This window comes from Rhodococcus pseudokoreensis (assembly GCF_017068395.1).
GTDB classification, from domain to species: domain Bacteria; phylum Actinomycetota; class Actinomycetes; order Mycobacteriales; family Mycobacteriaceae; genus Rhodococcus_F; species Rhodococcus_F pseudokoreensis.
Genome location: NZ_CP070614.1, coordinates 15,631 through 36,854 on the forward strand (window position 1 = coordinate 15,631; position 21,224 = coordinate 36,854).

Below are 21,224 nucleotides of genomic sequence, written 5' to 3' on the forward strand. Positions count from 1 at the left end.
GCCCACCACCGTGACCACCCCGCTGCCGTCACCATCCTGGCTCACACGGCTGCGCACACGGTGGCGCAGCGACGACCGAGGTGGCGTCCTCGAAACCGTGATCGTCTTCCCCATCGTCCTACTCCTCTTCCTCGGAGCGATCCAAGGGGCTCTGTACTTCCACGCCCGCAACGTCGCCATCAAAGCGGGCGAAGAAGGACTCCGCCAAACCCGTTCACAGATCGGGAACTCCGCGATAGGCACAGCAGCCGCATATGCCTACATCGCACAAACAGGATCCACAGTCCTCAAAGCGCCCATCGTCGTCGCCAACCGCACACCTCGCGACGCCAGCATCCAAATCGCCGGACAACCCATCACACTGATTCCGTTCCTCGAGCTGACGATCACCGTCAACCAGAACGCACCAGTCGAACGAATCACCACACCAGGGCAGGCATGGTGAACACACTCCGCGGACTTCGACGCCGCTGGACTAAAGACGACCGAGGTGCCAACACGCTCGAACTCGTCATCCTCACGCCAGCATTCCTGCTGCTCATCGGAGTCATCATTGTCGGCGGAATCGTCGCCCAAGCCCACATGAAAGTCCAACACGCAGCGTCCGAAGCGGCCCGAGCAGCATCCCTTGCCCGCACCGCACTCCAAGCAGCACCCAAAGCGCAGATCGCAGCCCACGACGACCTCGCTGCGAAAGGCCTCACCTGCGTCACCCTGAACGTGAACACCGACACCAGCGCATTCCGCACCCGCCCCGGCGTCGACTCACAAATCAGCGCCACCGTCACCTGCACCGTCAGCCTCGATGTACTGGGCCTCACCGGCATCACCGGCGTCCGCACCATCACGCACACCGCGTCCTCACCGCTCGACACCTACCGGGAGCGCCTACGATGACCAGCCTCCGCCGTTGGATCCGAACGCGAGTCGACCACACCAGCGACCGCGGATCCATCACCCTGTGGACCGTGATCGTGACCTTCGCGCTCTTGATCTGCCTCGGCCTCGTCGTCGACGGAGGCGGCAAACTCCAAGCCAAACAACAAGCCCAACTCGTCGCCGAAGAAGCCGCCCGAACCGCCGGCCAAGAAATCCTCACACCACTCGCCGCCCGCGGCTATGGATCCTTCGTCAACCCCTTCACCGCCCAAGCCGCAGCCCAGAAATACCTCCTCACCGCAGACGGGGTCCAAGGCGTCGTCGTACCCACCGGCCCCAACACCCTCCTCATCACCACCACCAAGACCTATCAACCGAAAGTGCTCGGCCTCATCGGACTCGGACCCCAAACCGTCACCGGCACCTCACACGTCAGCCTCAACCGCACCAACAACGGCGCAGGCGGTGCAATCCCAGGTGTAGGCGCCATCCCAGGAGTAGGACTGCCATGACCACGCGCGCCCACATCAGCGAAATCCTCACCGTCATCATCGCCGCACTACTCGTCGCGGGGATCCCCTACGCGCTATGGGCGCTCGCCGGAAATCCACTCCCACACACAATCCCAACCGTCGACACCATCCGAAACACCCTCACCATCCCCGACAACGGCACACTCTTCCTCCGCACCCTGACCATCACCGGCTGGCTCTCGTGGGCAATCTTCGTCGCCAGCCCCGTCATCCCGAGGCCCATGCCGAGCGAAGGGACCCGCCCATGAACACCGCAGCACACCGCCTCAAAGGCCTCGGATACCTCCTCACCCTCCTCACACTCCTGATCGGAATCCCCACCGCCCTCTACCTCTTCCAGGGCAACCCCCTCGCGCCCCTCGCCGAACTCACCTCGTTCAACGCACTCAAAGAACTCCTCCTCACCCAAGACGACGGCACCCTTTTCATCACCGCCCTCACCCTCCTCGGATGGAGCGCCTGGGCAACCTTCGCCTACACCACTATCATCGAAATCGTCGCTGCCGCACGCGGAGCCCGACCCCGAGAAATCAAAGGACTCCAACTCCAGCAACGATCCGCCGCCGCCCTCGTCGGCGGTGCACTCATGCTCATCACAGCCGGCACCGCCACCGCATCACCCATCGCCGACATGGCAATGACCAACGGACCCGCCCACACAGCACCCGCCCACGCAGCACCCGTTGACCCCAGCATCCCAGCCAGAACCAACGTCCCGACCTGGACCAAAGAACCCGCCACCACACCCACTGGCGACACCATCACCACCAAACCCGGCGACACCCTCTGGAGCCTCGCCGAACATCACCTCGGAGACGGCACCCGCTACCCCGAAATCCGCGACCTCAACCGCCACATCATCAGCGACGACAACTGGCTCCACGCCGGATGGGCCCTCACCCTCCCCGCCGAACCAACACCGCCCGTCACCGGCGCCTACACCGTCCAACCCGGCGACACCCTCTGGGACCTCGCCGAACAACATCTCCGCGACGGCACCCGCTGGACCGAGATCCGCGGCGTCGACGGCCCCCTCACCAACGACCTCCTCGTCATCGGTCAACAACTCGTCATCCAACCTGACATCCAGCTGGCACCGCCTCCGGCTTCGATCTCACCCCAGTCGCAGGGCGGCCCCGAACCTGCTCCGGCACCTGCGCCGGCACCGGAAGTTGCTGATGTGCCTGCGTCCGCGCCGGCACCTGCGCCGGAAGTTGCTGCACCTGAAAGTGCGCCGGAGATTGCGACACCCCCAACGGCGTCCGAAGTGGGCCCCGACACCACGACCGCACCCAACGCTGCCCCTGAAACAGACGCAGTCCCCACCCCGGCACCCGAGGCGACACCAACTCCCGCGCCAGCACCTGAAACCACACCTCTCGTCCCCACCGCCGTGCTCGGCACCGAAGCGCCCACCGCGTCGGTGCCCGAAACCGCACCTGCGCCGGCACCGGATTCGACGTTAACGCACGAGCAAATGCTGACCCTCTCAGCGGCCCCGCCAGCGGAAGCCTCACCCCCTGTACCCGCGGAACCGACTCAACCCAGCCTCGTGGTGCCCAACATCCCCGAGCAGGCCGAGATGGTCCCCGGCGGCGATGAAATGGCCCAAGCGGAGGCCCGAGCCGCCGCCGAAGCCGCCGCGAGGGTCTTCGGCATGACACTCGACCCGAGTGGGCAGGCCGTCACCCCTTCGCCCGCTCGGGCACCAGTACCGCCAGCCGTACCCCCTGCGCCGGCACCTGCAGCCGCAACCCCCGCCCCGGGACCCGCCGAAGCGCTCGCGCCGCCGCACACCCCCGCAACGACCGCGGAAGTACCCGCCCCTACAACGAACAAGCTGACACCCCCGCCAACACAGGCGCAAGAATCAGAGACGACAAACACGCAGTCCAACACGGCGGAAATGCAACCAGAAAATACGCCAGCACCAATACCGGAAATAGCACCAGAACCGGGAAATGCACCGCCGGCACCCCCCGTCACAGACCTTCCACCCACCCACATCCCCCTTGACACCAGCCCCGTCCCCACACCCGATAACACCGCCTCCACCACCGACCTCAACAACGAAGACGCCGGCATCTCCTCCTCTACCCTCGTCGGAGTCTCCGCCCTGGCCGCCGTCGCCCTCCTCGCCGCGCTCCGCACCTACCGCCGCCGCCAACAACACCGCCGCCAACGTGGAGAACGGATCCCACTACCCACCGGGCCTGCGGCCGTCGTGGAAGAAACCGTCCGCTCCTCTGCCGACCCCGAAATCCTCAACACCCTCGACGCAGCGCTACGGCACCTCGCCGACCACTGCCGCACCAACAAACAACCTTTACCCGCAGTCCTCGGGGTCTTCATCCACCCCAACACCATCGAACTGGCACTCCTCGACACCATCGAACTCCCCGCACCATGGGCGCGTGCCGGCGACACGAACGCCTGGTCCATCAACGCCGACGCAACAATCGACGCCCCACCCACTGCGATCAGCCCATACCCCTCACTCGTCGAACTCGGCGACCTCCCCGACAACTCAAGAATCCTGCTCAACCTCGAACAAATCGGCCACCTCGGAATCAACGCGGATCCCGACACCGCCCAGAGCATCCTCCGCGCCCTCGCCGTCTTCCTGGCGTTCTCACCCCTCGCCGACAACCTCAAGGTCACCCTGGTCGGCTTCTGCGAAGATCTACCGGCGCTCGTCGACACCGGCCATCTCAGCCACACCGACTCCGCCGACAACGTCCTTACCCGCCTCGCCCGCGCCGCCGCCACTGACGCCGAAACCCTCAAAATTGAAGGCATTCCCTCTATCTCCTCTGCCCGCACCACCTATGACGACAGCGAGATGACGACCCCGGAAATCATCCTCCTCGCCGAACCCCTCACACCCAAGCAGCGCGACACCTTCACCGAAATACTCGCCGCCGCTCCACGAATCGCCGTCGCCGCGATCACGGCATCTGACAGCACAGCCGACTGGACACTCACCGCCACCGGCACGGCACCCGCACGCCTTGCCCGTGGCGCCGGCGCAGCGTTTGACCTCACACCGGCCACTCTCACCAAGAACGACTACGCAGCGCTCCTCGAACTCCTCGACACGGCCCGCACCGAACCCAAGCCAACCATCGCGTCCCTCGGCGACATGTGGACCGCCGAAGTACTCGACCTCAACATCAGCGAAGCCGCCACCATCGACGACGTCCTCGCGGCGCCTGCCGCAGCCCCGCACCGTGTCAACCCACCCGCCACCACCGACACCGGTGACACCGATGTCGACGACACCACCCCCGACACCACACCAGACCTCCCATACATCTGGATCCGCCTCCTCGGCACACCCCAAATCACCCCCCTCAACGGAACAGACGCACCCGGCGGCCGCGAACCATCCCTCACCGAAATTGGAGCCCTCCTCGTCACCCACCCCGGTATCCTCAACCACGACCTCGACGCCAAAATCTGGCCCAACGACCCCCTCAACCGGGCACCCACCCCCGAACAACCAAAAAAGAAAGCAGTCCGCCGCCAAAACCAATTCACCCGCCTCCGCACCTGGCTCGGCGAAACCACAAACGGCGACCTCGCATTCCCCAAATCCGGAGACCGCACAGGCCGCTCCGGCTACCGCCTACACCCCGACGTCACAACCGACTGGGACACCTGGAACCAACTCCTCCAAGGACACCCAGCCAATGCCACCGACACCAACCTCCACACCGCAACAACCCTCATCACCGGACAACCCTTCACCCACACCGACCCCACCAAATACGCCTGGGCCGAACATCTCCAACACGAAATGCTCGCCGCACTCACCGACGCACTCGAAGAACATGCCACCCGCATGCTCCACCGCGGCGACACCCGCACAGCCCACCAACTCGCCACCCGCGGCCTCAACCTCAACGACGCCCACGAAGGACTCTGGCGCATCGCGATTATCGCCACCCACGCTCGCGACGACATCAACACCACACAAGCCCTCATCGACGAACTCCTGACCACACTCACCGAACTCGAAGAAGAACCCGAAGAAGAAACAGCAGCACTACTCAAACTCCTCGCAGACTTCCACGACACCACCGGCGACCGCCCCTACAGCATCAGTGCGGCAAGCTGATGCCCGACAACACACACGCTCAAGGTGTCCCATATCGGCGATACCTCTCGCACACCACCTATTCCATCCGCCACACCGGCGACGAAGGGGGACAGATGAACACCCGCAACACCTTCCGTAAGAGCACGGCACTCGCGATGGGGATCCTCACTGCCACCGCGATCACCGCGGCATGCGGAACGGACGACACCGACACTCCCGCCATCACCACCTCAGCGCAGCCGGTCCTCAATGGACCAGAAGGCTCGCAGAAGGCCCCTGAGCAGCAGGCCAGTGAAGCCGCGATCGCCAAGGTCAACGAGTTCTACGCGGTGCGTGGTGCTCTCGATGCGGATCCGGCTCAGCCCGTTGAGAGGCTCACGACGGTTGCCGGCGATCCTGTGCTCGGGAAGTACACCGGCGACATCACTCTGCGGCGCTCGCAGGGCGTGGCTAGCACAGGGCAGATCAGTGTCGTCAACTCGAAAGTGACCGACCTGGACGCGCCGAAAGATGCAGAAGGAAGTCCCATCGCAGGACCGGCGTGGGTTCACGTCGAAGCATGTACCGACATCACCACCTGGAACTCGGTGCATGCTGACGGCTCGAGCGCGATGGACCCGAACCGTGGCACCTACGAGCGCGTGAAGTTCACCGTCCGAAACGCCGAATGGCCAGACGCCAACGGATGGCGCGTAACCAGCCAAACGGTCGAGAAGACCGACAGCTGCAACACCTAGGGAAGAGAACCAGATGAGGCGATTGGAGCAAGCCGCAGCCCTGGCCAGTGCGGTGATCCTGGTCATTGCTGCACTCGGTGTTGGACTCGCCCTTGCCCAGCCAGGCATGGGCGGCGGAGGCGTCGATGTCGTCCCGGGTGCTGATGGTGGTGCGAACGTCGTCGTCCAAGGCAACTACACGCAGGTCCCGTCAGGTGCAGTCAACTCCGGATCACCCGGTAGCCCTGGTAGCTCGCCGGCCGCCTCATCCGCCCCCTCCGGTCCACCCATGCGATCAGTTCCCACGAGTAATCCCAGTGTGAACGGACTACAGAACGCGGAAACTGGCGGCAACAACTTGTGGTTGATCGACCAACCGGACGGCACGACCATGCAATGCGGTGCCGGGCGGTGCATCACCCTCAGCCCCGATGTGGGCGTGCCCGCAACGCCGTCGGCTGTCGATATTGCGAATGCCGTCCAAATGGCAATTGCAGCCATGCAACTAGCACCCCCGCCGATCTGCATGACGCCGCACAATGGAACACCCCCGCCGGGAACAGGACTCGTCGGGCTATGGAGCTGGTTCTTCTTCTGCCCTGAGCAGATTAATGAATCAAATACCGGCCCGGTCAGCCGCACTGCTGCAGTTCCAGGATTTCCTCTGGTGGTCAACGCCACAGCTGTGAACACGAGCGTTTTGGCGAATTGGGGTGACGGTTCCGTGCCGCAGCTCTGTGTCGGCGTGCCGTTCACTCCATATGTGGACGCCTTTGGTGCGCTGCCGAGTCCGACGTGCAGCCACCACCTTGAACGGTCCTCCGAACTGGAACCTGGTGGAGGCGTGTTCCGTCCGAGTGCGACCTCAAATTGGCTCGTGACCTGGTCTGTTGCTTCTCCAACGGGGGTTCAAGGAGGAGTTGTCCCAATATTCCTGACATCTCGGACCGAAATCAGGGTAGGGGAAATGCAGGTTCTGGTCACCAATTAGGCATCGAAATCTGACGCACGTAGGGGCCACGTTCGTCTTCCGACACCACATGTCACTGCTCATCGCGCGCCCTGGTGGCTCAAGATGACATCGATTGTTTTTGTTGCAATAGATTCAGCTGAGTCGGTGACGGTCGCTTCGATAAGGATTCCGGCTACGGGTGGAAGCACGTGCCGCCCCTGCGATTCACGGATCCGCACGACGGTCCAGCCGGCGGCATGAAGGACGTTTGTTTTCTGGCTCTACTGATCGATCTGTGGGCGATGTGAGGGCCATATCAGGGCGCACGCCGTTGTCCCCGTAGCGTTCCGGCTTGTCTAAGGTCAGGTCGCTACAGATGTGGAAAACGGCGTGCGCAACAACAGGATATGGGGTCGGATCCTCGGTGTCGAAAAGACGGTCGTGGAGGGTGTCGAGTTCGACGATGACATGGGGTGCGTGGTGGTCTCAGTGCGACCCACGCTGCGAGCCCGGTCACGGTGCGGGGTGTGCCGGCGTCGGTGCCCGGGATATGACGGCGGGGCGGGGCGCCGCCGGTGGCGGGCCCTCGATGCCGGCCTGACCACGGTGGTCATCGAGGCGTGGGCGCCGCGGGTTGTGTGCCGTGAGCACGGGGTGGTCGTCGCGCACGTGCCCTGGGCCCGGCACGGGGCCGGACACACGAGGCGGTTCGACGAGACGATCGCGTGGCTGGCCACGCACTGCTCGAAGTCCGCGGTGTGCGAGTTGATGCAGGTCGCGTGGCGCACGGTCGGATCGATCGTCGATCGGGTGTGGGCGGACACCGAGCAGACTTTCGATCGTTTCGCGGAGTTGCGGCGGATCGGGATCGACGAGATCTCGTACAAGAAGGGCCACAAGTACCTGACGGTGGTCGTCGATCACGATTCGGGCCGGCTGGTGTGGGCGGCGGAGGGCCGCAACGCCGATACGCTGCGTGGATTCTTCGATCTGCTCGGACCCGAACGGTGCGCGCAGATCACCCATGTCACCGCCGACGCGGCGCCCTGGATCGCGAAGGTCGTCACCGAACGCTGCGCCGAAGCCGTAAGGTGCGCGGATCCGTTTCATGTGGTGGCCTGGGCCACCGCCGCGGTCGACAAGGTCCGCAGAGGCTCCTGGAACCGGGCGCGGGCGAAAGCTCTGCCACGCAGGCAGTTCGGAACAAGAAGTCGCGCGGCCGACAACGCTCCCGATCCGCACCGCGAGCGGGCCATCGTGGTCAAGAAGAGTCGGTGGGCGCTGCTGAAGAACCCGGAGAACCTGACCGGCAAGCAGGCGGTGACGCTGCGGCTGATCGAACTCGAGGACCCCGTCCTTCACCGCGCGTACCTGCTCAAAGAATCTCTGCGGTTGGTGTTCCAGATGCGGCACGAGGACGCTGTCGTCGCGCTGGATCGGTGGATCGGCTGGGCCCGCCGATCCCGAATCCCCGAGTTCGTCGCCCTGCAACGCAGCATCGTCACCCACAAGGACTCGATCCTCGCCGCGATCGAACACGGCCTGTCGAATGGGCGGATCGAATCGGTCAACACCAAGATCAGACTCATCACCCGCGTCGCGTTCGGCTTCCGCACCCCCGAGGCTCTCATCGCCCTGGCCATGCTCGGACTTGGTGGCCACCCGCCACAACTACCCGGCAGGAATCACCCACGAATGAGTCAGTAGGGCCTGTTTTCTTATCGTCGCGCCGCAGGCTCGCGCGGTGCCAGTACCAGCTGTCGAATTCTACTGCCGTCTTGAGGGTTGGAATTGCGAGATCAACTTTGCTGCGGCACCCCTGGACGGTATGCGGACCGTCGTAGTCCACACCGAAGTGGTTGGCGATGATCGAGCAGATGGCCTGTTCGCGGCGGGATGTCTGGCTAAGAGTGCATTCTGGGCATCCGGTTCCACTCGACCGTTTGGCGACCATGGTGCGCCACTCGTGACCGTCGTTGCACTGCCACCAAACGAACTTGTTCGCTCCCAGCGTGACGTCCGCCGGCGTGAGGGTGTTGCGGTCGGGATGCCATTGGGACGCTAAATCTGGACGCAGTGATGCGAGGTCGTTGAATCCAACGAGAACGCGGTGACCTGAGCAGAACACGCATCCATTGCCCATGTTCGAGCGGCTATTCGGGGTGTCCATCCACTCGTGGTCTACTGGGCCACGCCACCACACCTTCTTCGTAGAACCGAAGCCGATCTCTATGGCAGTGAGTGTGTTTTTCGTTGGGTGCCATTGTTCGGCGAGGGAGGGGTGTGTCGTGGCGAGGTCGTTGAAACCCACCACCACGCGATGGCCCGAGCACACAGGGCACCCTGTTCCCGCGGTGATGCGGTGATCAATTCGCGTCTGCCAGCTGTGTCCATGCTTCTCGCAGAGCCACCACCCTCTCTGTCAACCTTCACTGAGACACAATCTGTGTCTGTAATCAGTGAGGTTTTGAGGGCGAGTTCGGAGTAGGAAGCATTGAGTAGCGAAGAGACCGCGGACCGGATGGATCCGGTCGGTGTGCGACCCGGTGAGGTGCCCGACCCCCAAGTGGCCGAGAAGGCGGTGCGGCGAACGTTCACCGCGAAGTACAAGCTCGCCGTCGTCGAGGAATACGAGCGAGCCGACCACGGTGAGCGGGGGGCGATCCTGCGGCGGGAGAACCTGTACTCGTCGTTGCTCACCGAATGGCGGCGTCAACGCGACAGGGGTGCCCTCGCCGGCTTGTCGGTGCCGCGCGGACCCAAGCCCGCAGCCGGGCCCACCGAGAGCGGATTGGCTGCGGAAAACGCGCGGCTGACCGCGGAGCTCGAGCAGGCCCGGGACGTGATCCGCATCCAGGGGGAACTGTCCGCGCTCTTGGAGAAGCTCTCATCGAGCAGCGTGGAGAATCGCGGGAGCAGGCGTTGACGATGATCGATCACGCGATCGCCGAGTTGACGCCGCTGATCGGGGTGCGCCACGCGTGCACTTCGACGGGTCGTGCACACGCCAGCTACTATCGTGCACACCCGAAACACGCTGGCATACAGGGCACCTCACCGAAAATCCCCGAAGTCGGGCCGGCGAACGCTTCCGGGCGGGAGAGTGCGCAGCCGCGGGCATTGTCGAACGCGGAACGCGTGCGGGTCCTCGAAGTACTGAACTCGCAGCGGTTCGCCGACATGGCTCCCGCGCAGGTGTATGCCACCCTCCTCGACGAGGGCATGTATCTGTGTAGCGAGTCGACGATGTACCGGATCCTGCGGGAGAAGAACCAGACCGGGGACCGTCGCCGGCAGGCCACACACCCGCCGAAGGTGAAACCGGAACTGGTTGCTCATCAACCGAATTCGGTGTGGTCGTGGGACATCACCAAGTTGCACGGGCCGGCGAAGTGGACGTACTACTACCTGTATGTGATCTTGGACATCTACTCCCGATACGTGGTGGGGTGGATGATCGCCCCCCGCGAGTCGAAGACGCTGGCCGAACGCCTGATCGCCGAAACCATCCGGGAGCAGAACATCGGCCGTAACCAGCTGACCCTGCATGCCGATCGAGGGTCGTCGATGACGTCCAAGCCGGTCGCGTTGCTGCTCGCCGACCTCGGGGTCACCAAGTCCCATTCACGCCCGCACGTGTCCAATGACAACCCGTTTTCGGAGTCGCAGTTTCGCACGATGAAGTACCGGCCGGACTTTCCTGGGCAGTTCGACAGCATCGAGGCCGCACGGATGCACGGCAAGGAATTCTTCGATTGGTACAACTTCGAGCATCGCCATTCCGGGATCGGCCTACACACCGCCGCCGACGTGCACTACGGCCGAGCCACGGAGGTGCGCCGCCGGCGTGGCATCGTCCTCGATACCGCGTACGCCGCGCACCCCGAACGATTCGTCCGCAACCCACCGGAACCACCGGCACTGCCCACCACCAGCTGGATCAACAAACCACGCACCGAGGAGGAGAACCCGACACACTAAACCTGCCGAAGCGCTGTCTCAGAAAGGTTGACAGGTTCCGCCAGGCTGAGTGGCCGCTTCGCGGTGCATAGGAATCCAATGGCCGATCGTTTCGCGTGGGATGCCATTCACGCGCGAGGTGGGGGTGCTGTGATGAAATTGTTTCCGTGCGCAGAACTGATAATCGGCAAGTCGGACAAGTTGATCCGCACCGAACGCGGGTTTCGACGGTCATCGTCCATTCATGACCGGTGGTGCATCTCCACCATGCAGAGAGGGTGCTTGTGGCGCGTATCTGAGTCGGGCGGAGAGGATTCCTCTCAGGGGCCCACTCTAGTGCGAGGTGGGGATGGGTTGTTGCGAGGTCGTTCTGGCCGGTCTGGAAGGTTCTGCCAGAGCATATGGGACAGCCGCTGCCTTTGGTTGTTCTGTTCCGGACGGCCGTTCGCCACTCGTGTCCTTCTGTGCATTGCCACCAGATAGGGCATCTCGATGCAGGCGTTACTTCTGTGGGACGCAGAGCGTTCTTGGTGGGATGCCATTCGCGTGCGATCTCCGGCTGGTGTGTGGCGAGGTCGTTGTGTCCGGCGAGGACTCGCTTGCCGGCGCAGATTGGGCATCCCTGCCCGATGCCGCGCTTCTTGATTGTTGCGCGGTAGGCGTGGTTGTGGGCCGGGCATTGCCACCAGGCGTGAGTGTTGCTGCCTTTGGTGAACTCGGCCGGTGTGTGTTCGCCGTTGAGTGTGGGATGCCATTCTGCGGCGATGTGGGGCAAGTGCGTCGCGAGGTCGGTCTCGCCGGGGATGGCGCGTGCGGGCATGTGCTGATTCTTTCGGATGGGCCCGACAGTTTCGGTCAGCGGGGAGGCGCTTTTCGGTGCCGATGAGGGATGGGTTCGCCGTGGATGTCGAGGGGTCGATCCGATCTGGACACCTTTCGAGAAGTATCACACGGGATGTGAGCCCGAGGACTTCGGCCTGTCACGCGTCTAGATTGCCTCTTCCCGCAACCAGCAGCCGAGTCGGTAACGTGCGGGAGACCCGCTCCATCAATGGACTATCCACCTAAGGAACCCATCCCAGTGGTAACTGAGACAGAAGGCAATCGCGCCGTTCCGGGGACGTTGCCGACACCCCCGAAAGCATGGCACAAGGCGGTGTTCGGCACCGGAATTTCCCGTGGCACGCTCAGGGAAGTCCGCAAGATCGTGCCAATGGAGCCCGCCTGCATGGCTGTTGCCTCGTAGCTGGACGGACAATGCGACACGAAGACCGGAGCGCTTCCGCGGCCCGAGGTCGAAGAATTTGTGAGTGCATCCGCCAAGCTGGACGGACAATGCGACACGAAGACCGGAGCGCTTCCGCGGCCCGAGGTCGAAGAATTTGTGAGTGCATCCGCCAAGCTGGACGGATCGTGGGCCCGCAGCAAGGTGCGCACCCTGGTCTCACTCGATCGAATACTTCCGTGAGGGTCAGGTTGCCAGGCCGAGGCGCGCAAGTTGCCGAGAGACTGAGTCGCGCAGAGGTTCTGATTTCACTCCGGGACCGAGGCGCGCTGCGCATTCCGTGCTTTTCTCGTGCGGTCGAACAGGACGTCCCACTCGTGGTCACCGAGCAGGACCGCCGGTCCGCCCGCCGGACGTCTTCCCAGCTTCCCTTGGCGTAGGCGTCCCCTGGCTAGTCACCGACGGTGGGCACGTAGCCGTCCGTGTAGGGCCAGTTCACCAACGTATCCATCATTGTTTCGTCGGTGATCGAACCGGCCGAGCGTTGGTAGATCACCTCTTCCGGGTTTCGTCGAGTTCCTCGGGCTGTTGAAGGACGTGGTGCGCGGCGAGCCGGTGGACCTGAGTCGGGGAAATGTCGAGGAGGTCGGCGATCTGCCGCAGCGTGAGGCCTTCGCCCCTGTGCCCTGCCGATCAGCCGGAGACGGTCGAGGCGCAGGAGGTGTTCCCGGGCAGACTTGGCGGCAAGAACGCTTCTGGTGTCGGTGACGGTCATCCTCGCCCTTTCCCGCATCGGTGTTCCCAGTTGGAACACCGATGTGGACGTTTCCGCTCCTACGGTGAGCGCGACCGGAACTGTCGGCGTCCGATTCGGCCCGCGTCGCCGACCCGCACTCGGGTCCCGTGTGACGTTTCCGGTTGCCTGCCGCCGTCACACCGTGGGTGAACTGGTAGACAGACCAGGTGTGGTGGAACGCTCTGGTAGGAGGCCGAATGCCGCGACCATCATGGGTGAGTACGACGGCGTCCGCCCTCGGTGCGGAGCTGGCACGCATCGGTCTGACCGTCCCCACCGACCGACTCGAGGACCTGCTCACCGACCGAGTCGCTGCCGTAGCGGAGCAGATGCGCATCACCGAACGCACCGCCCGTCAGTACTTTGACCACGACACCCTGCGCACCCTCGCCCGTGAACTGGCCCTGAGCGTCAAAGAAGAGGCACCCGGCGCCGACCTGCTGACCCTGCCCCGCACCATCGCCATGCCCCTGCCCACCCTCGGTGCGACGTTCGCCGCTCTCGTCGAAGTCGCCGCCCTCGCCGGCGCCGACAAGGATCCCGACGCCCCGGCAACGGCGATGGCGATGATCTCCACCCTCGGCGTCCTGACCCGAGACCACGACGGCGACCTCCCCACCGTCCGGGTGCCGGAGCCGCTCCTCATGCGCGCGGCGCGGCTCATCGAGAACGCCGCCGACCTCGTACACCACGGCTGCGCACTACCACCCGACGTCGCCGAGGACGTCCGCCCCCACCTGCAGAAGGCACTGCGCGACGACGCCGCCCGGCTCCGGGCACTGATCCCCGACACCGGCCGACGGTCCGGCGCGGGTCTGTGGGCGGTTCCCGACGATCCCCGGTGAACATCGTGGCTGTTCCAAGTGCATTCGTGTCGCAGAAACGAACGAATGAGACGACGCGAAGTAGCGCATGACTATCCAAGGCGGATCAACCGGCGTCCCGTTCGTCGGCTCCGGGATGCTTCACCGGACGGGCCTACCGGAAGGATTCGGCTCAGCGCGGTCCAGTCACGGGCGGATTTCGGGACGTGCCGGTCGTTGTTCCACGTGGGGACGCATTTTTGACCACCACACGCGAGGTCCGCGTCCATGCCTGCACCCGATGTCCGTGAGGTTGGTGCTCACCCGCTGATGCTGTGCAACATAGCGGGCGTCAGCGTGCGAGCCTCGAAACTTGTCACGTGATATCATCTGATATCTAGAGGAGGTTGTTATGTCTGACGTTTTGATCCGCAACTTTCCCGCGGAGGACCTGGCGCTGCTCGACGAGCACGCTGCCCGCCTCGGGATCTCGCGAACCGAGTACCTGCGCCGTCAGCTGCAGCAGGAGGCACGTCGAACCATCACCACGGTGTCGGCCGCCGACCTAGTGCGGTTCTCCCAAGACTTCCCCGACCTGGCCGACGACGAAGTCATGCGCGGCGCCTGGTCATGAGTGACCCGACGTGGCTGATCGACAAGTCCGCGATGGTGCGCCTCGGCGCCAGCCCGGACGCCGAGCAGTGGGCCAATCGAATCCAGCGCGGTCTGGTCCACATCTGCACCGTGACGCTGCTCGAAGTCGGCTACTCGGCCCGTACCGCTCACGACCTGACGCGGGTACGACGCACCCCACCGCTTTCGGCCATGCCCCTGGAGTATTCGACACCCGCGATCGAAGACCGCGCCCTTGATGTGCAACGGCAACTGGCCGAACGTGGACAACATCGTGCACCGTCGATCCCGGATCTGCTGATCGCGGCGACCGCGGAGATCAGCAACCGAGTCGTTCTGCATCTCGACAAAGACTTCGATCTGATCGCAGCGATAACCGGCCAACCAGTCGAACGACTGGTGACCTAGCGTCGGAACCCGCGACCGGCCCGGTCTCACCACGAGGGGACGCGCACGTAAAAGCCGGATAGTCGCCGGCGCGCTGGTCGATGACATCGCGAGACTGGCTGGTGTCGAGGACTGCCATCTCGACGAGCAGGCCGGTGTCCGAGCGGTGTTCGGCGCCGGAGGTCATGTCGCCTCGAAGGAACCACTTTGGACTTTGCGAGACGACGGAACGCGTCAGAGCCGGGGATCGGTGCCACTCCCACTCCCACTGCCTGGGGCGGGTCGTCGGTGTCCTCGATGTCGAGTGCGTCGACGGCAACATCGATGATGGCAACTTTCGAATTCACCGGTGTCGGTTCGGTGAGGTGGTGCATGTTCGGGCCCGCGCAGTCGGGAGACCGACGGGCGACGCCGTCGGGCACGGGCTACCTTCCGGATGATGCTACCGGACACGGGCCTGCGACCTGGATCGCTCGACACCAATCCTCAGTGTTGCTCCGGTCGAGGATCGGCTTTCGGGCGGTTCAAGCACTTGGCTCAAGGCTGCGCCGAGGGGTACTCGGGTCAGGTCGCTCTGCTGTGGTCGGGTCCGATCACAGCCCGGGCGGTGGCGGCGACGGCAGGATCCATCCCGGTGAGCCGGCCGCGGTGCGTCTTCCCGGATAGAAGCTCGAGGACGTCGAGTGTGGGGCTGACGACGGCAGCGGTTCCGAGGGTCGGGCTGCCCTTCGCGCGCCAGCCGAGGCCGACCAGCAGGTTTCGGATCTCGCTGGTCCATTCCTCGGCCGGGATGCCGCTCCCGACGACGGCGAGTGCGATCCAGCCTGCCTGTCGGTCGAAGTCGGTCCTGCCCACCGGCAGTCGGGACATAATGTGCCGCCACAGCGCCAGCGGTTGGTCACGACTGCGGCGGGCGAGCGCGGTCGGCGCCAACCGGCCCTTCCGCACACTCACCAGGCCGAGCGCCCGCGCGCTGTCGCGGAGCTGCGCGACCGGCCACGTGAGGTCCTCGCGGTTCGCCTTGCCGATCCACCACCCGGTGACGCCGGTCCGCTCGGCGAGCTGCTCGACCACCGCCGGCGGAAGGTAGCCGGCGCTCGTCAGCCGCACCCCGTCGCCGATCACGTCGAGGAGGAAGGCGTACGGCTCGATCAGGCGTGCGGCGTCTGCCTCGCTCACCTGGACCGCGGCGGGTGGCGCCGTCCGTGCCAACACCTGCGTGAGCGCCTGGTTGCCGCCCCGCTCCAGTTGCTCGCACAGCGCGGCCAGCTCCCCGGCCACCGGGACCGGCGTGGCCACCGCGGCCGCGAGCGCGGTCGTCGCCTCGTCGACGTCGAACCGGTCGGGGTGCCAGTCGAGCGGCAGCCAGTCGCGGGCGTGGCCGGCGTCCTCGAACGGGGCCGGGACGGACCCCGGGTCGCACCCGCCCCGCACCCACGCCGCCAGCTCCGTGTACCCCCAGATCCCGCCGCAATCCTCGGGTGGGCAGGCCATCCGACCACCGGTGCAGCGCACCGCGGCGGGCGGCTCGTCGAGGACGGCCTCCACCGCGAGCACGTGGTCCCAGCCGTCCCCGAAGTCGTATTGGTACCAGAGCCGGTCACCGGTGCCGGTCAGCACCTGATCGAGCCGGACGCCGTTTTCGAGCACGCCGTCCTCGCCCTCCTCGACGTCGAATGGTGTGATGAAGTACGGCGACCGGGGATCGCTGCCCGTGCGGAACCGGTGCAGATGGCCGTCGAGCCACCCCATCGCGGCCTGGATCACCCTGTGCAGCCGGTCGAGGGTGAGGTCGCCGGGCAGCTCGAGCCGCCGCCACACCGGCGGTTTGGCGCCCACCAGGTCGAGCCGGACCCGAAAGCCGCGAATGCGGGTCGGCGCATCACCGACCACGGGCTTCGGGACTCGCAGCACATTCTCGAGCAATCCCATCGAACGATCCGCCCCGATCACACCCAGGAACGTCTGTTGCTGCTCCGGGGGTAACTCGGCGATGAGCTGCTCGGCGAGCCGTCGTACGTCGTCTGAGGTCGGCACGATCACCAGTCAACCATCGACCGTGAACGGACGGCATGCCCAGCCGATGCACGAACCCGGGTGCCGAGGATGCTCGGCGTCGCACGCTCGACCGTCTACCGCCGTCTCGCCTGATCGGCACCGTGCCAAATAGCGTCGGCAAAACGTGCCAGGTAGCGCCATCACCGGTGACTGCCCACCCGGGTCAGGGAGTGTCCGAGAAAGGAACGATTTGATGGACGCAGCCGATTCGATAGGAACAGCCGATCGATCGCTGAAACCCATTGCCGGTGCGGAGACCGGGTGCAGCGATTACCTGGTGGACCGGACCGCGTCGGGTTGGCCGGCGGTCGTCAAATAGGACCGACAGTAGAAGATCGGTAGAGAAGAACGATGTTGTCTTACGGATGTGTGCGAAGCGTCTCGATCGGTGCGCCACTGAGAGTTCTTGATAGAACAGAGAAGTATTGATACCGATAGTGAGCCTTGAGGGGGGCGTGTGCGTTTCAAAGATGAGCACCCAGAACTGTTTCGCCAGCTACATCCGACCCGCAATACGGGGGTCGATCTTGATTCGATCACGAACTCGTCCCACGAGATGCTGTGGTGGCGATGCTCCGTGGGACACGAGTGGCGAGAGACACCGTTGCAACGGCGATCGCACGCGACGTGGAAGAAGGGGGATCTCCACGCATGCCTGTACTGCGTAGCTCCTGGCTGCCTCGTCTACAGCTGCGGTCATCGCAGGTTTCGGCGCAGTGAATCCACCTTCCGTGTGCTGGCCCACCCGTGCGACAAGTGTGAGATCACACAGCACGCACAACTGATTCTCGACGCGCTGGACGATTCGGCCGCGGCCGCGGTCCGCCATCTCGATGACAGCCCGTTTTACGCCCTGTTCTGCGGCACGGCGGCCGAGGCAGTCGAGTGGTGGGACGAGATCTTCCCGCTGGTGGAGGCATATTTCGTGCGGATGGTCAGCGTGTACGTCGCTATCCAGGCCGTCGAGCATCGTCCCACGCTGAGCGAGCCGACATCGAGTCTGCTCGGGGCGTGCATGCTGCGCATCCTCGATGCGCTGCCACAGGACTGCCGGGAGGAGATGCACTCGGCCGTGCCGGAAGATGCCGGGCACTTTCATTCCACGTATCTTCCCGGCCGGCACACTGTCGAGCTCGGATGGGCGCTGAAGAAGCTCGGCTTCGACATCGTCGATACACCCCTACCGGACGATATCGAGCGGCGCGTGCAATTCTGCGAGCGACAGCGCTTCTCCGCGACCGGTGAGCTACCCCCGGTCAACCTCGCAGGTAGGCACTATCCCGCCTTCACCCACATTTCCCGGGACCGCGAGAGAGGGGCATTGTCCGAACTGCGGCGGTTCCGACCGAAGCAGCCCCCACCGCGTGTCACGGCAGTCCGGGTCACGCTCGGCGAATCCACACCCGCCGCGACCGACGACCCTCTCGGTCGAACGCACATCGGTTACGCCCCAGATCTGCCGCTGCAGGAACTGTGGGAGCGGGGACGCGGAGTGTGGAAGCTGCGTGCCGATCACGTCGCTGCCTCGACGATCGTCCTCGTGGTGTACGACAAGACAATTGTTCTGGTTGCGTCGATCACCGGACTGACCCTGCACCGTGGCGGTCTGGCCATTCTCGGTGAGCCGCTTACCGATCACCCTCTCATCGGTAGGCCTGATCCGCTTCATACACCGAATCCCCTCGCTTATGGCGTCATCAGGTGAGGTCGAACATAGTGGGCGGGAGCCTGACCTTCAACGTGCTTTGGTCTCTGGTGCAGTTCGAACGCTTCATCCCCCGCACCCGCAGGCTCGCCACGCGGCGGCTATCTCACGGATCCCATAGCCCGCGGGGTGCGCTCGGGTCTCGTCGCCGCGGTCGACGAGCGCACGCCCAGTGCGGCGTCGAGTTGGTTGGGATGTACAGCTTCCTGGGCAGTGGAACTCTTCGGGGGACCGCGCGAGAGCACGTTCTGGGCACGCACGAGAATGGCTCACCGACCACGGCTACCCGCGACCCTCGCGCGAGGTCGGATGGGTTCCCCAGCGAATAGCTGCACCAGTCGTGCAGTCGAGTTCTGAACGCGTGCCGCCCACCTCTGAAATCCGGACCAGCCGGTGATCCTGACCGTGCACGAGCTCAAACGCCTCGCCCGCAACGCCGCCGAACTGATGATCCTCTCCGCCGAGCTGCAGAGCGGCGGAGTGCAACTGGAGCTGCTGGCCGGGCCGCTGACCGGGATCTACGACCCGCACGGCGTGGGCCCCATGCTCTCCGCCGTGCTCGCCGTTGCCGCCCAGCCCGACCGCGACTACATCCGCGAGAAGACCCTCAAGTGCCAGCAGGCCGCCATCTCCCGCTGCAACCATGGCGGCCGGCCGAAGGTGATCGACGATGACGACGTGCTCTTCGCCCGCGTGCTACGCGCGAAGGGCACCCCGATGTCCGACATCGTGAGGAAGCTGAGCATCAAGACCGGCAAGAACGCCGGCCAGCATCCCTCCGTCGACTCTCTACCTGGCACTTTCCGACAACGACGCCTGACCTGGTCAGCAACCCTCGGCCACTTTCCGGTGTAGATCCCACCCTATGGAGGCCCTTCTCGAGCGCTGCGGCGCGCTGTTCGGGGGTGTGGGAAGTGCCGTGGTAATGGTTCCTCTCTGGTGAATCTGTCGTTGTCTACGGCTATGTAGGGAGAAACCTAGACCACGGCAAGGACAATGATGGCTCCCGTGATGGCGGGGTCGTGCACCGGACGCTGGCGGGAGTGTGCTGAATGGGATTCTCGTGTGCGCGGCCCCATCGTTGACCAGCGAATTCAGCAGGCCGGCCGGTAGGGGTGTCCAGGGCAGCGGATACTCTGCCGTCCAGGATTTCGATATGGAGGGTGAGCGTGTGATGTCGTCGGGGCGATGGGTTGGTGTGGTCGGTGGGCTGGCGGTGATGAGCGTGGTGGCAGCATGCGGGGGTTCGCCGACGAAGGATCCAGCGCCCTTGGTGTTCGGGACGGAGAATGCGTTGCAGGGTCCGCCTGGCACCCTTCCCTCGCCGGAGCAACAGGCCGGTGATCAAGCAGTGAAGGCGGTCTCCGCGTACTTTCAGGAACTCCTAGCGATCGAGAAGGACCCGTCCGTGGATCTGGCTCGTCTGGACCGGATTTCGGGTCAGCCGAATACTGGCAAACTCCGATTCGACTTCGACGAACTCAGGAGCGCCGGCGTGGTAGCAGTGGGCACTGTGGACGTGATCGCGACGACGGTGCTTGAGGTGAAGGCCCCGAAAGACGAGTACGGGAACCCGATCCCCGGTACGGCCACGGCGTCACTGCGGGTGTGTGTCGATCGATCGGAGTATGACCGGAAGAATCGCAATGGAGTAAGTGTGCTGCCTCCTGACCATCTGGACGCCGAGCTGTCAAAGCCGTCGATGGAGAATCCGGCATGGCCTGACCCATCGGGATGGCGGGTGGTGTGGGATCAGATTATGGACAATTCAACTGCATGTGACGCCCCCTAACTGTCTCCTAGCGGTGAAATGTGTTGCAACGGCGCTCTCGGAGCTGTGTGGCTCATTTCCAGACGCGTGTCGGGCGTGCCGGAACTACTTTCCGGGCGGGTGATCACCGCGAGATCCGCCAGGCCAAACCGAAACCTGGGCGCACCGACCCGTCGGCCCTTCCGTCCTCGTATGCAGACCTCGGCGGGAAGGATCGGGGTGTGGGACAACTCGGTCACAGAATCAGTGCGGTGCAGAATCAAACGTGTACTGCTGCACCGGCAGAGGTGGGCCATCCGCGTCGAGGCGGGCGGGCGATCTTCGCCCGGATCCACAAATACAACCGCTACCTGCATTCGACATCTGGACCATCTCTCGCCGATCGAGTGCGAACAACAGTATCGTCAGTCACGTTTGTCCAGCGGCCCGAAAGCCGTATAACCCGTTGTCCGGCAGGCTGGGACCACGCCAGCCAAAGTTCAGGCCAGCGGTTGCAATGACAGGCAGGAGAAGGGGGAAATGCTGAACGAATCACGAGTCGAGAGCAGGATGCTCGCGATATTGTCCGAGCACGACCTCGATGGCCGCCCTATCGACGCGCTCAGGGTGCCGGGCTTGGGTCGCACCGTTGTTGCGGCCACTGGCCAGTGTCTCCACCGGTCGACGAGGAGCGGGGATGACGCGGCGCGACCTCGTTGTTCTCG

General features: G+C 64.4%; 18 protein-coding genes and 4 pseudogenes. 17 read left to right on the forward strand and 5 right to left on the reverse strand.

The window, feature by feature from the left end; genetic code table 11:
* Positions 1-97: 97 nt before the first annotated feature.
* The 8 genes from JWS13_RS00065 (at position 98) to JWS13_RS00100 (ending at position 8,889) form a co-directional block, all read left to right on the forward strand.
* The gene (locus tag JWS13_RS00065; protein WP_206003884.1) at positions 98-445 is read left to right on the forward strand and encodes a TadE family protein; all 348 of its coding nucleotides are present in this window, start codon (positions 98-100) and stop codon (positions 443-445) included.
* Positions 439-897 (forward strand): TadE/TadG family type IV pilus assembly protein, encoded by a 459-nt coding sequence (locus JWS13_RS00070; protein ID WP_206003885.1) that lies wholly within the window; start codon positions 439-441, stop codon positions 895-897. The genes JWS13_RS00065 and JWS13_RS00070 overlap by 7 nt, the downstream gene beginning before the upstream one ends.
* Entirely contained in the window at positions 894-1,391 is a 498-nt protein-coding gene (locus JWS13_RS00075; RefSeq protein WP_206003886.1) for a TadE/TadG family type IV pilus assembly protein, read from the forward strand. The genes JWS13_RS00070 and JWS13_RS00075 overlap by 4 nt, the downstream gene beginning before the upstream one ends.
* On the forward strand, positions 1,388-1,660 hold the full coding sequence (locus JWS13_RS00080; RefSeq protein WP_206003887.1) for a hypothetical protein: 273 nt from the start codon (positions 1,388-1,390) through the stop codon (positions 1,658-1,660). Before JWS13_RS00075 ends, JWS13_RS00080 begins: the two co-directional genes overlap by 4 nt.
* A complete protein-coding gene (locus JWS13_RS00085; protein WP_206003888.1) occupies positions 1,657-5,532 on the forward strand; it encodes an AfsR/SARP family transcriptional regulator in 3,876 nt (1,291 codons plus the stop codon). The genes JWS13_RS00080 and JWS13_RS00085 overlap by 4 nt, the downstream gene beginning before the upstream one ends.
* 95 nt (positions 5,533-5,627) lie before the next feature.
* Positions 5,628-6,251 carry a hypothetical protein gene (locus JWS13_RS00090; protein ID WP_241031971.1) on the forward strand — a complete coding sequence of 208 codons (624 nt, stop codon included), beginning with the start codon at positions 5,628-5,630 and terminating at the stop codon, positions 6,249-6,251.
* A gap of 298 nt (positions 6,252-6,549) precedes the next feature.
* A complete protein-coding gene (locus JWS13_RS00095; protein ID WP_241031972.1) occupies positions 6,550-7,221 on the forward strand; it encodes a hypothetical protein in 672 nt (223 codons plus the stop codon).
* Between the two features lie 351 nt (positions 7,222-7,572).
* Entirely contained in the window at positions 7,573-8,889 is a 1,317-nt protein-coding gene (locus tag JWS13_RS00100; protein ID WP_206003889.1) for an ISL3 family transposase, read from the forward strand.
* On the opposite strand, the gene JWS13_RS46265 is transcribed toward JWS13_RS00100, so the two are convergent.
* Together JWS13_RS46265 and JWS13_RS46270 are read right to left on the reverse strand one after the other, a co-directional pair.
* Positions 8,810-9,325, reverse strand: a complete 516-nt coding sequence (locus tag JWS13_RS46265) for a zinc-ribbon domain-containing protein (protein WP_420854982.1) — start codon at positions 9,323-9,325, stop codon at positions 8,810-8,812. The genes JWS13_RS00100 and JWS13_RS46265 overlap by 80 nt on opposite strands.
* A pseudogene (locus JWS13_RS46270) lies at positions 9,305-9,583 on the reverse strand (zinc-ribbon domain-containing protein); the annotation flags it as partial. The pseudogene JWS13_RS46270 and the gene JWS13_RS46265, both read right to left, overlap by 21 nt.
* 93 nt (positions 9,584-9,676) lie before the next feature.
* Between JWS13_RS46270 and JWS13_RS46275 the strand changes: the two are divergent.
* Together JWS13_RS46275 and JWS13_RS00120 are read left to right on the forward strand one after the other, a co-directional pair.
* On the forward strand, positions 9,677-10,108 hold the full coding sequence (locus tag JWS13_RS46275) for a hypothetical protein (protein ID WP_012687137.1): 432 nt from the start codon (positions 9,677-9,679) through the stop codon (positions 10,106-10,108).
* 14 nt (positions 10,109-10,122) lie between these two features.
* A pseudogene (locus tag JWS13_RS00120) lies at positions 10,123-11,163 on the forward strand (IS3 family transposase); the annotation flags it as partial.
* Here the strand turns inward: JWS13_RS00120 and JWS13_RS46280 are convergent.
* Positions 11,123-11,962 carry a zinc-ribbon domain-containing protein gene (locus JWS13_RS46280; protein ID WP_206003891.1) on the reverse strand — a complete coding sequence of 280 codons (840 nt, stop codon included), beginning with the start codon at positions 11,960-11,962 and terminating at the stop codon, positions 11,123-11,125. The pseudogene JWS13_RS00120 and the gene JWS13_RS46280 sit on opposite strands and share 41 nt — an antisense overlap.
* A gap of 957 nt (positions 11,963-12,919) precedes the next feature.
* Positions 12,920-13,039 (reverse strand): annotated as a pseudogene (locus tag JWS13_RS46285) (hypothetical protein); the annotation flags it as partial.
* Positions 13,040-13,360: 321 nt separating this feature from the next.
* Between JWS13_RS46285 and JWS13_RS00130 the strand changes: the two are divergent.
* The 3 genes from JWS13_RS00130 to JWS13_RS00140 all read left to right on the forward strand — a co-directional run bounded on the left by JWS13_RS00130 (position 13,361) and on the right by JWS13_RS00140 (position 15,007).
* The gene (locus JWS13_RS00130) at positions 13,361-14,008 is read left to right on the forward strand and encodes a hypothetical protein (RefSeq protein WP_241031973.1); all 648 of its coding nucleotides are present in this window, start codon (positions 13,361-13,363) and stop codon (positions 14,006-14,008) included.
* Between the two features lie 370 nt (positions 14,009-14,378).
* Positions 14,379-14,600, forward strand: a complete 222-nt coding sequence (gene vapB, locus JWS13_RS00135) for a type II toxin-antitoxin system VapB family antitoxin (protein WP_206003892.1) — start codon at positions 14,379-14,381, stop codon at positions 14,598-14,600.
* Positions 14,597-15,007: a PIN domain nuclease gene (locus JWS13_RS00140; protein ID WP_206003893.1), complete on the forward strand. Its 411-nt coding sequence runs from the start codon at positions 14,597-14,599 to the stop codon at positions 15,005-15,007. The genes vapB and JWS13_RS00140 overlap by 4 nt, the downstream gene beginning before the upstream one ends.
* Positions 15,008-15,550: 543 nt before the next feature.
* Here JWS13_RS00140 and JWS13_RS00145 read toward each other — a convergent pair.
* Positions 15,551-17,023 (reverse strand): plasmid pRiA4b ORF-3 family protein, encoded by a 1,473-nt coding sequence (locus tag JWS13_RS00145; protein ID WP_241031974.1) that lies wholly within the window; start codon positions 17,021-17,023, stop codon positions 15,551-15,553.
* A 478-nt stretch (positions 17,024-17,501) separates the two neighbouring features.
* On the opposite strand from JWS13_RS00145, the pseudogene JWS13_RS45150 reads away from it, so the two are divergent.
* The 4 genes and pseudogenes from JWS13_RS45150 to JWS13_RS00160 all read left to right on the forward strand — a co-directional run.
* Positions 17,502-17,648: pseudogene (locus JWS13_RS45150) on the forward strand (zinc-ribbon domain-containing protein); the annotation flags it as partial.
* A 129-nt stretch (positions 17,649-17,777) separates the two neighbouring features.
* Positions 17,778-18,749 carry a hypothetical protein gene (locus JWS13_RS00150; RefSeq protein WP_241032015.1) on the forward strand — a complete coding sequence of 324 codons (972 nt, stop codon included), beginning with the start codon at positions 17,778-17,780 and terminating at the stop codon, positions 18,747-18,749.
* 393 nt (positions 18,750-19,142) lie between these two features.
* Positions 19,143-19,604 (forward strand): recombinase family protein, encoded by a 462-nt coding sequence (locus tag JWS13_RS00155; protein ID WP_206003896.1) that lies wholly within the window; start codon positions 19,143-19,145, stop codon positions 19,602-19,604.
* A gap of 226 nt (positions 19,605-19,830) precedes the next feature.
* On the forward strand, positions 19,831-20,541 hold the full coding sequence (locus JWS13_RS00160) for a hypothetical protein (protein WP_206003897.1): 711 nt from the start codon (positions 19,831-19,833) through the stop codon (positions 20,539-20,541).
* The last annotated feature ends 683 nt before the right edge of the window (positions 20,542-21,224 follow it).